This is a genomic window from uncultured Aquabacterium sp. (genome assembly GCF_947366995.1).
In the GTDB taxonomy this organism is placed as follows: domain Bacteria; phylum Pseudomonadota; class Gammaproteobacteria; order Burkholderiales; family Burkholderiaceae_C; genus Aquabacterium.
Genome location: NZ_CANBCC010000008.1, coordinates 28,121 through 41,613, shown reverse-complemented (window position 1 = coordinate 41,613; position 13,493 = coordinate 28,121). Strand labels below are relative to the sequence as shown.

12 protein-coding genes are annotated in these 13,493 nt (G+C 68.0%); 2 read left to right on the top strand and 10 right to left on the bottom strand.

The genetic code is table 11. The features are described from left to right. Positions 1-45 precede the first annotated feature (45 nt). From Q0Z44_RS04110 to modA, 5 genes are all read right to left on the bottom strand, one after another. Positions 46-2,331, bottom strand: coding sequence for a TonB-dependent receptor (locus Q0Z44_RS04110; protein WP_298010764.1), 2,286 nt, complete (start codon positions 2,329-2,331; stop codon positions 46-48). 27 nt (positions 2,332-2,358) lie between these two features. Further along, positions 2,359-3,054 (bottom strand): PEPxxWA-CTERM sorting domain-containing protein, encoded by a 696-nt coding sequence (locus Q0Z44_RS04105; protein WP_298010761.1) that lies wholly within the window; start codon positions 3,052-3,054, stop codon positions 2,359-2,361. 129 nt (positions 3,055-3,183) lie between these two features. Next, positions 3,184-3,390, bottom strand: coding sequence for a hypothetical protein (locus Q0Z44_RS04100; RefSeq protein ID WP_298010758.1), 207 nt, complete (start codon positions 3,388-3,390; stop codon positions 3,184-3,186). Between the two features lie 245 nt (positions 3,391-3,635). Continuing rightward, a complete protein-coding gene (locus Q0Z44_RS04095) occupies positions 3,636-3,878 on the bottom strand; it encodes a hypothetical protein (protein ID WP_298010754.1) in 243 nt (80 codons plus the stop codon). 192 nt (positions 3,879-4,070) lie between these two features. Next, entirely contained in the window at positions 4,071-4,820 is a 750-nt protein-coding gene (gene modA, locus Q0Z44_RS04090; RefSeq protein WP_298010752.1) for a molybdate ABC transporter substrate-binding protein, read from the bottom strand. 158 nt (positions 4,821-4,978) lie between these two features. Here modA and chrA point away from each other — a divergent pair, with 158 nt between their 5' ends. Then, a complete protein-coding gene (gene chrA / locus Q0Z44_RS04085) occupies positions 4,979-6,346 on the top strand; it encodes a chromate efflux transporter (RefSeq protein WP_298010749.1) in 1,368 nt (455 codons plus the stop codon). A gap of 9 nt (positions 6,347-6,355) precedes the next feature. Here the strand turns inward: chrA and Q0Z44_RS04080 are convergent, their stop codons facing one another. The 4 genes from Q0Z44_RS04080 to Q0Z44_RS04065 all read right to left on the bottom strand — a co-directional run bounded on the left by Q0Z44_RS04080 (position 6,356) and on the right by Q0Z44_RS04065 (position 10,018). Continuing rightward, positions 6,356-6,904 (bottom strand): cysteine hydrolase family protein, encoded by a 549-nt coding sequence (locus tag Q0Z44_RS04080; protein WP_298010747.1) that lies wholly within the window; start codon positions 6,902-6,904, stop codon positions 6,356-6,358. 139 nt (positions 6,905-7,043) lie between these two features. Further along, positions 7,044-8,021, bottom strand: coding sequence for a GlxA family transcriptional regulator (locus tag Q0Z44_RS04075; protein ID WP_298010744.1), 978 nt, complete (start codon positions 8,019-8,021; stop codon positions 7,044-7,046). A 78-nt stretch (positions 8,022-8,099) separates the two neighbouring features. Next, a complete protein-coding gene (locus Q0Z44_RS04070; protein WP_298010741.1) occupies positions 8,100-9,509 on the bottom strand; it encodes a GntP family permease in 1,410 nt (469 codons plus the stop codon). Then, positions 9,506-10,018, bottom strand: a complete 513-nt coding sequence (locus Q0Z44_RS04065; RefSeq protein ID WP_298010738.1) for a hypothetical protein — start codon at positions 10,016-10,018, stop codon at positions 9,506-9,508. The genes Q0Z44_RS04070 and Q0Z44_RS04065 overlap by 4 nt, the downstream gene beginning before the upstream one ends. A gap of 199 nt (positions 10,019-10,217) precedes the next feature. Here Q0Z44_RS04065 and Q0Z44_RS04060 point away from each other — a divergent pair, with 199 nt between their 5' ends. Beyond that, complete coding sequence (locus Q0Z44_RS04060) at positions 10,218-11,471, top strand: MFS transporter (RefSeq protein ID WP_298010734.1); 1,254 nt, start codon at positions 10,218-10,220, stop codon at positions 11,469-11,471. An 18-nt stretch (positions 11,472-11,489) separates the two neighbouring features. On the opposite strand, the gene Q0Z44_RS04055 is transcribed toward Q0Z44_RS04060, so the two are convergent. Further along, the gene (locus Q0Z44_RS04055; RefSeq protein ID WP_298010731.1) at positions 11,490-13,493 is read right to left on the bottom strand and encodes a VWA domain-containing protein; all 2,004 of its coding nucleotides are present in this window, start codon (positions 13,491-13,493) and stop codon (positions 11,490-11,492) included.

Here is a 13,493-nt window from a genome sequence, read left to right as displayed (position 1 = left end):
CGGGCTCCATGGGTTTGGCAAGGAAAGAGAGCAAGGGGGGCGCGCTCAGTAGCGCGCGCTGAGGGAGATGCGGACGTTGCGACCCGGGCCGGCGGTGCCCAGTGCGCCGCTCAGTCCGTTGTCGAGCCGGTAGCTCGCATCGGCGAGGTTGTCTGCGGTGAGGGTGGTTTCCCAAGTGGGGTTCAGTCGCCAGGTCAGCGAGGCGCCCAGCAGCCGGTAGCCCGGCGCTTCGGCCACCTGGGTGCGGGCGGTGTCCACGTAGTAGCGGCGTGCCCAGACCTGTTGCCAGCGCAGTCCCCATTCGCCCCACGGGTGTTGGCGCCCGAAGCTCAGATGCACCCGGTCGCCAGGCACGCCGACCAGGTCACTTTCGAACAGGCCGTCGAACTGGCGACCGCGCAGGCGCGAGGCGGCCAGACGCGTGCGCCACTGAGCCCAGCCCACACTGGTTTCCAGCTCGATCCCGCGGCGTCGTTCCCAGCCGGGCTGGATCAGGCGGCCACTGCCGCCGGGCTCGGCCATCAGCGATTCGAGGAGGTGCTCGGTGCGGTTGAAGAAGACGGTGAGCTTGGCCTGGGCCGTGCTGCGCGGCCCGAACAGATCGACCTGGCGGGTGTGCACGCCGGCCTCGAAGCCTTCCGACGTCTCGGGCACGAAGGCGTTGCTGCAGATGCCCGTGGACGGCGCGACCTGGGCACCGGGGGCATAGCCCGGCACGCGTGGCGTCGTGCCGGTGCCCATGCGCAGCAGCGCGTTGTTGTTGCACACACCGTAGCCGGCCCGCATGAAGGCCTCGTCCAGCAGGGGCGGGCGGAAGGACTGGGCGGTCGTGGCGAACACGGTCCACCGCTCGGGCACCAGCGCATAGCTCAAGGTCAGGCTGGGCGAGACCTCGGTGTAGCGCACGGTGTCCGGCTCGCCCGCGGCCTTCAGCAGGTCGGCATTGGCGCCGTGCACTGTGGACGCGATCTGGTCCCAGCGCACACCAGGCAGCACCTGCATGCGGCCAAGGCGCCAGTCGAGTTGCAGAAAGGTGCCCCGCGTGTCACGGGTGCCAGGCGGCTGCGCGGGGTTGTAGCCGTCGCGGTAGAGCGCCTGGTTGAGCGCCGCATTGCCGGTCACGCGCTCGGCGGCACGATCACTGTGGCCAGCTTGCAGACCGGCCCGCAGCGCAAGCTGCTGCCCCAGTGTGCCGGACGAGGCCATGGAAGGGTTGGACGGTCTGCCGAGCAACTGCCAGCGCAGTCGGCTGTCCAGCGTCAGATGCGTCTGGTGCACATCGTCGTCCACCTCGGTTGACAGCGAAAACACCGACCATCCGGGTTCAAAGTGGTCCTGCACGCGCGTGAGACTGCGGCCCAGCGTGGTCTGCCATTCGTGGCCTGCGGCCTCGTCACTCCAGAGCGCCTGCATCGACACGGTGTCGTCATCGATGCGGCGTTGCACCTGGCCGAACGTGCCCACCTGCGCCATGGGCGTGGTGCCGGTGCCCATGGTGCCGCTGAACGTGTCGTAGGCCTGCAGGCCCTGATCGCGGTAGCGGATCCAGCTGGCACTCAGCCGCCATGCGTCGTTGACCCACCAGCTCGCCTTGGCCAGGCCACTGCCCATGTCGACCTCGGACAAGGGCAGGGTGTCGCCCCCTGCCAGCTTGATGTTGCCTCCGGTGCGGCGCGTAAAGGCCAGCACCGTGTCCGTGGCCTCGGTGGGGCGGCCATACACGGCCACCATGGCCTGGCGCTCGTCGTTGTTAGTGGCGTGTCCGATGCGGGCGCGGGCGCCCCACTGTTGCCCGGTGCGCAGCATGTCGCGCGCATCGCGCGTGGTGGCGCTCACGGTGCCGCCCAGCGCGCCGGCGCTTTCCACCTGCGCGCCCCGGCGCACTTCGATGGACTTGAGCAGCTCCGGCTCGATGAAGGTGCCGCCGAAGCGGTACTTCTCGAAGCCTTTCACCACTCCGTCGAGCTCGATGCGCACGTCTTCGTTGTCGCTGTAGCCGCGGATGTTGAAGCCCATCCCGCTGTTGCGCGGTCCGCCCTGCACGGTCACGCCCGGCACCTCGTCCATCACCTGGAAGACCGAGTCCGGCTGTCGCTGCCTCAGCGTCGTTTCGGTGACGGTGGTGCGCGCCTGTGTGGGCGCCATCGTGACGCCCTCCGGCGGCCGCGCGGCGCTGGCCTTCACCTGCACCGCGGGCATCTCCTGTTCAGCGTCTGCGTCTGCAGCGGCCGTGGCCGCGGAAACCGGCAGGGCGGCAGGCAGGCAGGCGGCGGCAACCGCGAACCCGCTGCCCACCGCCCGCCAGCACGACGAGGTCGAGGCCGACTTCACCTCTGTTCCAGATCGGTTCGGTCGACTTCAGGCGCGGCGACGGCGCTGCAACGCCCCCATGGCACCCAGGCCGGCGAGCATCAGGGCCCAGGTCTGCGGTTCCGGCACGGCGGCAGCCGGCGTTTGCACGGCGTAGAAGGCCACCTGGTCCAGGCTCATGTGCGCGCCGCTGGCCGCAAAGCTCGTCAGCCAGGTGGCGGGGCTGCTCAGCGTCACCGTCCACTTCCACAGGCTCTCTTCCTCGGTGCCACCGAAGCCGCCGGTGATGGCCTGGCTGAAGGTGGTCACACGGGTGGCGCTCACGCCGTTGAGCTTGGCGGTGTCGGCCACGGCCGAGCCCACGGTCGACACGCGCAGGTAGACGTCCCACGTGCCGGCCGCCGCCGTGCCCAGATCCAGCGAAAACGCCGAGGCGCCGGAGATGCTGTAGATGTTGCCGCCGCTGGTCGGGAAGGCCGAGCCGGTGGTTTCCGTCAGCGTGCCGGCGCCACCGATGTCGGGCGTGTTGTCGGACGGGTAGCTGAAGATGGCGTTCCACTCGGCATACGTGCTGCCGGTGGCCGGCGAAGCGATCCACGGCGTGGCAGCCGAGGCGCCGATGCCGCTGAAGCCGGCGACGCTGCTGTCCCATTGACCGGCCGTGGCGTGGGCCTGACCGGCAGCCGCGAGGGCCAGGGCGATGGACGAAAGGGCGGGCGCGAAGGCGCGTACAGACAAGGACATGAGGTGCTCTCTGAAGAGGGCGCCGTGTTCCTTACCCACAAAGGCCACAACAGCAGGTTGACGAGGATGGATGCAGTCGGACGGAGAAGTCCGCAGGCCCAGGGCGCCATGCCCTCGGGCAGAAAACGCTCACGCGCTGGCGTCTTTGCCGGCTGCCGCAGGCACGTCGACCACGAAGCGATGCTGCTTGCCGCAGTCCAGAATCACTTCCTTCTGACCCCGCTTGAGCAGACGCACGTCGATCCGCAGCGAGCCATAGCCGTCATGACGGATCAACTCGTCGAGCAGGTGGAGCAGACGATGCTGGACAGGGGCGAGGGAAGTGGCGGTGTCCACGGGGGTCAGCGGGAGAGGGCCCGCGCAAGTGCGTGATGAACTCATTGTTAATGAGAATCATTCGCAATACAAGACGGATGTCCCCCTCGAACGCGGGGTGGTGCTGCGCGCTCAACAGCCCCTGCGCAGGCGCCCTGGAGGAGGGCGAGGGCAGCGCGGCGCCGGCTTACCCACAGAAGCTGTGGATAACTCTGTGGGCTCGGGGCGGGCAAGTCAACCCGCTCCCAGGGCGCCACCTGGTGTGCTCAAGAATGAGGCAGTTCGCAGCGCTCGACCAGCGAGAAGTCACGGTGCCGGGCAATCGTGAGCACGCATGGACTGCCTTCCTGGTAGGCGGTCAAGGGCACGGCGGACGCCTTTCGCGTCACGGCCCAGGTTCGGTTCGCGCCATCCACGGCGTAGACCAGCCCCGACTGCGGGAGCACCTCCAGGACGGTGGCCTGGATGGTGGACAGTTGCACCTTGAAGTCGACGGGATCAGCAAGCATCGGTTCTCCCTTTCGGGTTCATCCTTCGGTCAACAGGCAATGTAAGGGGCAACCCGCGGTACAGCAAGTTGGGCAATCGGACACGCGCATGCGCGATGACCCGCCCGAGAGAAGTGCCCGGGTCCGACGGGCTTTGCGACCCGGAAGCGCGGCGTCTGTCAGCGAGAAGTGGGCGCCGGGCGCACACAGGGGTCAGGGCCCGTATCCATGGCCGCGGATCACGGCCCTCGCCTTGTCCCCCTTGAGAAACAACAGCAGCGCGGTGGCTGCTGCGTGGCCGTGACCCTTCTTCAGCAGCACGGCGTCCTGTCGAATCGGCGTGTGCAGGTCGGGGGGCACCACCCACGCCGAGCCTTCGCCGAGACGGCCATCCACGTAGACCTGCGACAGGGCGACAAAGCCCAGCGCCGCGTTCTGGGTGGCCACGAACTGGTGGGTCTGCGCGATGTTTTCGCCCTGCACGATCTTGGGCCGCAACGGATCGAGCACGCCGAGCTTGCCCATGACCTCAATGGCGGCCGCACCGTAGGGCGCCAGCTTGGGGTCGGCCACGGCGATCTTGTCGAAGGCATCAGGGCGGCGGAGCACCTGGCCCTGTCCGTCCACCAGCCCGGCCCGCTTGCTCCAGAGCACCAGCCTGCCCACGGCGTACGTGAAGCGGCTGCCCGGTACCGCCAAGGCCTCTTGCTCCAGCCGGGCGGGGGTTTCATCGTCCGCAGCCAGCAGCACCTCGAATGGCGCGCCGTTCCGGATCTGCGCGTAGAAACGCCCGGTGGAGCCGAACGCGAGCACGGCTTTGTGGCCGGTGTCCTGCTCGAACAGCGCGGCGATCTTCTGCATCGGGACGGTGAAATTGGCCGCCACGGCCACGGACACCTCGGCCGCGTGAGTGTGCAGGGGCGTGGCCAGCACGGCCGCTGCGGCAAGCAGAAAGCGCTTCATGTCGGGGTCCGTGGTCTGTCTGGTTGCAAAACGCCAATCTAGCATCCGCACCGCTTGCCCATGCGGAGGAGACGGCACGCCGCGTTGCGGTGCGCCGCTTTCATCGCAACGACAATCACGGTGTCCTGCTCAAGACCATGCACCCAGGAGAACGCCGCATGCCTGGCGCCCTCGTTCCATCGCCCACCCCCCACGTTCCCTTGCCCGTTGGTTTCTGGGAGGCGTTCCGCTTCTGGCTCAAGCTCGGCTTCATCAGCTTCGGCGGGCCCGCCGGTCAGATCGCCATCATGCACACGGAGCTGGTGGAGCGGCGCCGCTGGATCAGCGAGCGGCGGTTTCTTCATGCGCTCAACTACTGCATGTTGCTGCCCGGCCCCGAGGCACAGCAGCTGGCCACCTACATCGGCTGGCTGATGCACCGCACGCGGGGTGGCATCGTGGCGGGCGCCCTGTTCGTGCTGCCCTCGCTGTTCATCCTCATCGGCCTGTCCTGGGTCTACTTGGCCTTCGGGCACCTGCCGCTGGTGGCCGGGCTCTTCTACGGCATCAAGCCTGCGGTCACGGCGCTGGTCATCCATGCTGCGCATCGCATCGGCAGCCGCGCCTTGAAGAACCGGTGGCTGTGGGCGATTGCGGGTGCTGCTTTCGTGGCCATCTTCGTACTCGACGCGCCGTTTCCGTTGATCGTGCTGGCGGCCGGGGTCCTGGGCGCAGTGGGTGCCCGCTTTGCACCCCACGTATTCGCCATGGGCGGGGGACACGGCGGGGCGCAGGCCAGCTATGGTCCCGCCCTCATTGACGATGACACGCCGGCACCGCCCCATGCGCTGTTCCGCTGCGCGCGCCTTGCAACCGTGCTGGCCACGGGTGCGGGACTCTGGCTGGGGGCGATGGCCATCCTGATCGCTGTGCAAGGCCTTGATGGCGCACTGACGCAGATGGGATGGTTCTTCACCAAGGCCGCCTTGCTGACGTTTGGCGGTGCCTATGCGGTGCTGCCTTATGTGTACCAGGGCGCGGTCGAGCACCACCAATGGCTCAGCGGGCCGCAGATGATCGACGGCCTGGCGCTGGGTGAAACGACGCCCGGCCCGCTGATCATGGTGGTGGCGTTTGTGGGCTTTGTTGGGGGATGGTTCAAGCAACTGTTCGGGCCGGATGCGCTGTTCCTGGCCGGTGCCACCGCGGCCAGCGTGGTGACCTTCTTCACCTTCTTGCCGTCCTTTGTCTTCATCCTGGCGGGGGGACCGCTGATCGAGTCCACACACGGCAAGCTGAAGTTCACGGCGCCATTGACGGCCATCACGGCCGCGGTCGTGGGCGTGATCCTCAATCTGGCCTTGTTCTTCGCGTACCACGTGCTGTGGCCGCGGGGCTTTCAAGGTCCTTTCGATTCGGCTTCCGCCGTGATCGCACTGGGGGCCGCGGTCGCCTTGTTCCGCTTCAAGGTCGGTGTGATGCCGCTGCTGGCAGCCTGTGCCGTGATCGGCCTGGGCGTGTCCGGGCTGCCAGCGCTGCTTCCGTGAGGACCGGCCTCAGGCGGCGAGGTACTCTCCGGTCGACTTCACCGTGGCGTAGCCGAACGCGAAGGCGGCCATCATGGCCGCGTGCACCTGCGCGGCAGGAACGGTCACACCACCGAATTCAAGGTCCAGCGTGGCACAGGCGTCGTGCAGCACGGTGACGGCGTAACCCATGTCGGCTGCGGCGCGCACACCGGCGTCCACGCACATGTGGCTCATTGCCCCGACGACCACGACCTCTTCCACGCCACGGGCTTCGAGTTGCTGCTTGAGGTTGGTGCCGCGGAAGGCGTTGATGTGGTTCTTGACGATGACGGGCTCGTCGCCATGGGGGGCCACGGTCGGCTGAATTTCCACGCCGTTCGTGCCGGGCACGAATACGGGTGCCTCGCTGTTGGCGAACTCGTGCCGCACGTGGACGACCGGGAAGCCCTTGCTGCGGGCGTCGGCGATCACCTTGGCTGCATTGGCCGATGCCGCTTCAATGCCCGACAGGGGCAGCTTGCCAGAAGGCAGGTATTCGTTCTGCAGGTCGATGACGATCACGGCGCGCTTTTTCATGGAGGTCTCCGGTTCGGTTGTTCGAGGTTGCTTATAAAAGCGCCGCCATGGTCACCCGAAGGCGCCATGGTGCGAAGTGGCCATACCGACAACTTCCGTGTTGCAACCGACAACAGCGCAGAGGGGGCTGCGCCGGTGTTCAGTGCCCGATGCTCTGGTCTGCACTGAAGCGACGGCGGTACTCGCTGGGCGACAGGCCCACGATGCGCGTGAACACCTTGCGAAAGGCGCCTGCGTCGCTGTATCCCACTTCCCATGCCACCCGGTCGATGGACGCCTTGTCGAACTGCAGGAGATCGCGGGCGCGGCCCACGCGCAGCCGTTGGCAGTACTCGGTGGTGGTCATGCCGGTGGCCTTCTGAAAGCGCCGCAGAAAAGTGCGCTCTTCCAGGCGGGCTTGCGCAGCCAGTGTCGGCAGGGCGACGTCCTTGGCCTGCGTGGCCTGCAGCCAATGCTGCACACGCAGCACGGCCGTATCCCCGTGCGACAACCGGGGCGAGAACACGCTGTAATAACGCTGTTCGCGGCCGGGCGGATCGACCAGCAACATGCGGGCCGTTTCCATCATCACAGTCGGGCCCAGCAGACGGTCTACCAGGCGCAGGCCCAGATCCGTCCAGGCCATGAGGCCGCCCGCGGTGATGACGTCACCGTCGTCCACGATCAGCCGGTCGGCATCGACCCGAACCGTCGGATAGCGCGCCTGCAGCTGCTCGGCATACGTCCAGTGCGTCGTCATCGGCCGTCCGGCCATCAGCCCGGTTTCGGCCAGCAGGAAGGCGCCCGCGCACACCGCGCCCATCACCACGCCCTGCGCGTGCTGGTCTCGCAGCCACGCCGACAAGGAGGGCGCCACATCGACGCCATCGGGATCCTCCAAGGTCGGTGGGAGGATGAGCGCCGAGAGCGGCTCCGACGGGGCGTCCGGGTGGCTGTCGAAGACCCGCGACGGTACTCCGTCGTTTCCGTCAGGGCGCCAATGCGTGATGCGCAGGGGAGCGCGCTCGGACTTTTCGCGCGTGCGGGCAAAGCCGCTGGCCAGGCACAACAGGTCGGTCAGCCCGAGCACCGCCGATTGCTGAGCGCCTGGATAGACCACCACACCGATCTCTGCCATCTTCCACCTTCAATTCCTGGAGCCCGCCATGCCGCCCACGCGGCACCCGGGACCATAACGCGATCCGGCCGCGTCCGCTCACACCAGCCCCGTCAGGTAGTACAGCGCGATCACGACGAACACCGCCGACGTCTTGATGCAGGTGATGGCGAAGATATCCTTGTAGGAGGTCCGGTGCGTGAGCCCGGTCACCATCAGCAGCGTGATGACCGCGCCGTTGTGCGGCAGGGTGTCCATCCCGCCGCTGGCCATCGAGGCCACGCGGTGCAGCACCTCCATCGGGATGCCGGAAGCCACGGCGGCCTCCTTGAACTGCTGTGCCATTGCAGCCAGCGCGATGCTCATCCCGCCGGACGCCGACCCGGTGATGCCGGCCAGCGTGGTGACCGCGATGGCCTCGTTGACCAGCGGGTTGGGGATGGCCTTGAGCGCATCGCGGATCACAAGAAAGCCGGGCAGGGCGGCGATGACCGCACCGAACCCGTACTCGCTGGCGGTGTTGACCGCAGCCAGCAACGAGCCCGCGATGGCGTTCTTGCTGCCCTCCGCAAAGCGGGACGGCACCGTGCGGAAGGCGAAGGCCAGCACGGTCAGGATGCCGAGCACCAGCGCCACCTCGACCGACCAGATGCCGATCATCGACTTGACGGCCACCTCGATGGGCTTGTTGAGGCCAGCCAGCGTGACGGACGTGGTGGTGACGGTCGGATCAGGCAGGTAGATCGCGGGGAAGACATGCTTGGTGAACGCCCAGTTGCTGACGCCCACCACCAGCAGCGGCAGGATGGCGACCAGGGGATGGACCGTGATGCCCGCGGCCGCCTGCTCGGGCTCGTTGGTGTGCCCCGTGCCATAGCCTTCGTTGGCCCGCATGGCCTGGCGCAGGCGCCAGTTCAGGTACAGCATGCCCATCAAGAGAATGTAGGCGCCGCCGATGCTGCCCAGAACGGGCGCGGCGTAGATGTCCGTGCCGAAGAAGCTGGTGGGGATGACGTTCTGGATCTGCGGTGTGCCGGGCAGCGCGTCCATCGTGAGGGTGAAGGCACCCAGGGCAATCGTGCCGGGAATCAGGCGCTTGGGCAGATTGCCTTGCCGGAACAACTCGGCTGCGAAGGGGTACACGGCAAAGACCACCACGAACAGCGACACACCGCCGTACGTGAGGATGCTGCACACCAGGACGATGGCCAGCACCGCACGCTGGCGGCCGGCCAGCTGGATCACCGAAGAGGTGATGGACCGGGCAAATCCGGACAACTCGATGACCTTGCCGAAGAGCGCCCCGAGCAGGAACACGGGGAAGTACAGCTTGATGAACACCACCGCCTTGTCCATGAACAGGTCGCTGTACACGGGCATGACCTCGGACGGGGCCGTGAGCAGGACCGCGCCCAGAGCCGCAATGGGCGCAAAGAGGATCACGCTGAGGCCCCGGTAGGCCACGAACATCAGGAAACTCAGGGCCGCGATGCAGATGAGGAAGCTCATGAGGCGATCCTCTCGCGCTGCGCCTGGGCCGTCGGCTCCATGGGCAACGACCGGGTGGCCAGGGCCACGATGGTGGCGCCTGCCGCCACGATCAGCGCGTCTTCGATCAGGCCACTGCGCGTCTGGCCGATGCGCGCCATGGCGCGCTTGCGGCGAGACAGCGTCGCGTAAGCCAGCGGCACGGCGGTGGCAATCGCGACCGAGGCGCCCGTCGGTTCCCTGCCGGGAGGCGCCAGTGCCGCGCCCGCAATGCCGGCGCTCATCACGCGGGCCAGCAGCCCGAGGAAAACCGTCCGGTCGGGCGCGGATTTCATCTTGTCGCCCAGCAGCTCACCGACGCCCATGGCGAGGGCCCCGAACGTGAGCAGGGGCCGGTCAAGGAGAAAGAGCTTCCCGGGCGTGTGGGCCCCCGCGAGGCGAGCTGCGGCGAGGGCAGCCATGGGCGTCATCGAACGCGCGCTGGCCACGGCGCCGATCAGCGCGGAAAAGAGCAGGCTAGGCTTTTTCATGGTGTCGGGCACCCTCGGGTGGGCCGGGGCGCAGGGGTTGTAACGCGACGCGGGGAGCAAACGACGCGCCTGTCCCATTTGCCCAGGCGGCGGGCTCAGGATCGTGCAAAGCCACCGCCGGCACCCTGCCGATCCGCCCTTTGGGACAGCAGCGTGGCCGCATTACCTTACGCTTGCCACTCCCGAGACCGAGTCCCTCATGTCTGCTGAACTCAACGCCCATCGCACCACCGCGGCCGCACCCACGGCATCGCACGCCGACGCACCGTCGCACGGCTTTCTGCTGCCCGTTGTGGGCGGCGCGGCCTTTGCGCACCTGCTCAATGACCTGATCCAGGCGATGCTGCCGTCCATCTTTCCGCTGCTCAAGTCCAGTTTCGCGCTGAGCTTCGGTCAGATCGGCGTGATTGCGCTGGTCTACCAGATCACCGCCTCGCTGCTGCAGCCGTGGATCGGGATGTACACGGACCGGCACCCCAAGCCTTACCTGCTGCCATCCGGCATGGTCATGACCTTGATCGGCATCGGCCTCATCGCCATGGCCGATTCCTACACCATGCTGCTGGTGGCCGCGGCGGTGGTCGGCGTCGGTTCGGCCACCTTCCACCCGGAAGCGTCGCGCGTGGCCCGTCTCGCGTCGGGTGGGCGGTTTGGTACGGCGCAATCCACCTTTCAGGTCGGCGGCAACACGGGCAGCGCCATCGGCCCCTTGCTGGCCGCGGTCATCGTCATCCCGCACGGGCAGCAGGCGGCGGCCTGGTTCATGGTGGCGGCCGTCGTCGCCATCGTGGTGCTGCTGCGCCTGACAGCGTGGGTAAGACGCCATGGCCAGGCCAAGGCCCGCAGCCTCGCTTCTGCGCGTGGCGAGGGCCTGGAGCGTCGGCAGGTGATCCAGGCGGTGGCGGTGATCTGCGTGCTGCTGTTCGCCAAGTTCGTCTACATCGCTTCGTTCACGAACTACTTCACCTTCTACCTGATCCAGCACTTCGGCCTCAGCGTGCAGCACAGTCAGATGTTCCTGTTCCTGTTCCTCTTTCTCGGTGCGGTGGCGGCCGGCACGTTCTTCGGCGGGCCGGTGGGCGATCGCATCGGGCGCAAGGCCGTCATCTGGGTGTCCTTTCTGGGGGTGGCCCCGTTCGCCCTGGCCTTGCCTTACGCCAGCCTGTTCTGGACGGGCGTCCTGGCCTTCGTCATCGGGCTGGTGATGTCGTCGGCCTTCTCTGCCATGGTGGTCTACGCCCAGGAGGCGGTGCCCGGCCGCGTCGGCATGGTGTCGGGGCTGATGTTCGGGCTGATGTTCGGCATCGGGGGCCTCGGTGCTGCTGGGCTTGGTGAACTCGCCGATGCCAAGGGGATCGTCTGGGTCTATGGCCTGACGTCCTTCCTGCCGCTGCTGGGGCTGGCCACGGCGTTCCTGCCCGACACGCGGCGCCCGCGCGCCCGTCCGGTCTGATCCCGGCTCGGCCTCGTCTCAGCCGGATCCCGCGAGCCGTTTCATCCATTCCAGCAGCACGATCGGCAGGCGCTCGGGCCGCGGCAGCATGGCGTAGTGATGCGGCCCGAACACCTGGGGCAGGTAAGCGGCTGCCTGCCGGTCCACCGTGAGGCAGAACGGGTGAATGCCCTGCAGGCGGGCTTCCGTGGCGGCCTGCCGCATGTCTTCCACGCCGTACCGGCCTTCGTAATCGTCGATGTCGTTGGGCTTGCCATCGGACAGCAGCAGCAGCAGGCGATGGTGAGCTGGCTGCTGCATCAAGGTCGCCGTGGCGTGCCGCAGGGCGGCGCCGGCACGGGTGTAGTGCTCGGGCTCCAGTGAGGCGATCCGCCGGGCCACGAGGTCGCTGCGGTGTTCGTCGAAATCCTTGAGCACCCGCACCACCACGCCGCGAGGGCCTTCGCCCGAGAACGCCTGAAGCGCATGCCGCTCACGCATGCTTTCGAGCGCGCGGCTCACCAGCAGCAGGGCCTCCCGCTCCACGTCGATCACCCGGCGATGGGCAGACAGCCACCCATCTGTCGAGCCGCTGATGTCGGTGAGGATGAGCACCGCCATGTCGCGCCGGGCTGGGCGCACCGTCTGGTAGAGGTGGGTCGGCATGGACCGGCCGGCACGCAGATCGGCCCAGGCTTCCACGCAGGCGTTCAGGTCCGGCTCCTCACCGTCGAGCTGCCGGTACAGGCGCAGTCGCTGAGCCTGCAGCATCTCGAACCGACGGCGAACCAGGCTCAGCAGCCCCTGGTTCCGCGCAAGCGTCGCATCGACCCACGCTTGCGGGCCCTCCTGCGCTTCGCTCACGTGCACCGTCACGGCGTTTTCCACATAGCTCTCGCTGCGGTAGTCCCACTCCGGATAGCGGTAGCGGCCCGCGGTGCCCGGATCCCCGCTGGACAGGGCAGCCCTGGCGCGAAAGGCGGGCAGGTCTTCTGATAGCAGCACTTCCTTCGGCCGGATCGGGGTGGCCACCAGCCGGGCCTGCGGCAGCTCGGACAGCGCATCGGCGTATTCCTCGGCCGCGGTGGTGTCGTCGCGGTCGGTGGGCCGCTGCATGCCGATCGGGTCTTCGGCCTGTTCGTGCGGCTGGGCGGTCTGAACCATCCACGCGCCTTGCCGTGTGTCGTCTTCGTCGTCCGGGGCTTCCCGCACTGCGGGGCTGCGCGGCAGGCGGGCGCTGCGTGCGGGGGGCGGTGGCACGCCCTCGGCTTGCGGGTCGCCGGCTCGCAGAAGGGCGGCCGGGGCAGGGCGCCGGAACTCGCCCGTCCACAGGTCGCGGTACAGCAGGCGGCCCGGCGGCGCGTCGGGCAGTTCGCGCGCTTCATGGCGGGCCTGATGCCACACCGCTTCCACCGGCGTCGCCTTGAGGTGGCTCACGGGTTGAGCCAATATCCCCTGCACCACCGCCTCGAGCGGTTGGCGGTGGGTGGGCAACGTGGCCAGTGGTGGACGGACAGACAGCGCATGCTGACGCCAGCTCTGCAAGGCGGCCGCCACGCCAGGCAGCATCCGGACCAGCGCTGCATCGGCGGCATCGGCCTCCCGCACCAGGAACAGCGCCTGCTCGACGGGGTGGCTCAGCGAAGACCAGCCCTCGGCACTGCCCCGAACGGCGCGCATCGCCTGCTGCAGCAGCGCCAGACGATAGGGGGTGGTGTCAGCCGGTTCGCGCCCGAAGGGCAGGGTGGCCGGCAGCCAGATGGTGTGGCCATCGGTCGCCGGCAGCGCCTGCTGCACGCGCACGCCTTCCCCGCGGCGAAACAGCTTGTCGAGCAGTGTGGCCGGGGCGGGCGGATCCGCCTGCCGGAGTGCAAACGCACGTCCGAAGACTGCATGGGCCAGCAGGTCGAGCCGCCGGCTCACGTCCCGCAGGGTGATGCCCTCTGCCTGCGATGCGGGCGGTCGGTGCCGCCGCCACAGGTCGCGCACGAAGATCGTGGCGTGTCGCGCGGCGTCCTGAAGGACATCTTCGGCCTCGGCCAT

Coding starts and splice junctions, on each gene's coding strand:
- Q0Z44_RS04065 (WP_298010738.1), bottom strand. CDS start 10,018: ATGAAAAAGCCTAGCCTGCTCTTTTCCGCGCTGATCGGCGCCGTGGCC.
- Q0Z44_RS04105 (WP_298010761.1), bottom strand. CDS start 3,054: ATGTCCTTGTCTGTACGCGCCTTCGCGCCCGCCCTTTCGTCCATCGCC.
- Q0Z44_RS04075 (WP_298010744.1), bottom strand. CDS start 8,021: ATGGCAGAGATCGGTGTGGTGGTCTATCCAGGCGCTCAGCAATCGGCG.
- chrA (WP_298010749.1), top strand. CDS start 4,979: ATGCCTGGCGCCCTCGTTCCATCGCCCACCCCCCACGTTCCCTTGCCC.
- Q0Z44_RS04055 (WP_298010731.1), bottom strand. CDS start 13,493: ATGGCCGAGGCCGAAGATGTCCTTCAGGACGCCGCGCGACACGCCACG.
- Q0Z44_RS04095 (WP_298010754.1), bottom strand. CDS start 3,878: ATGCTTGCTGATCCCGTCGACTTCAAGGTGCAACTGTCCACCATCCAG.
- Q0Z44_RS04060 (WP_298010734.1), top strand. CDS start 10,218: ATGTCTGCTGAACTCAACGCCCATCGCACCACCGCGGCCGCACCCACG.
- modA (WP_298010752.1), bottom strand. CDS start 4,820: ATGAAGCGCTTTCTGCTTGCCGCAGCGGCCGTGCTGGCCACGCCCCTG.
- Q0Z44_RS04070 (WP_298010741.1), bottom strand. CDS start 9,509: ATGAGCTTCCTCATCTGCATCGCGGCCCTGAGTTTCCTGATGTTCGTG.
- Q0Z44_RS04080 (WP_298010747.1), bottom strand. CDS start 6,904: ATGAAAAAGCGCGCCGTGATCGTCATCGACCTGCAGAACGAATACCTG.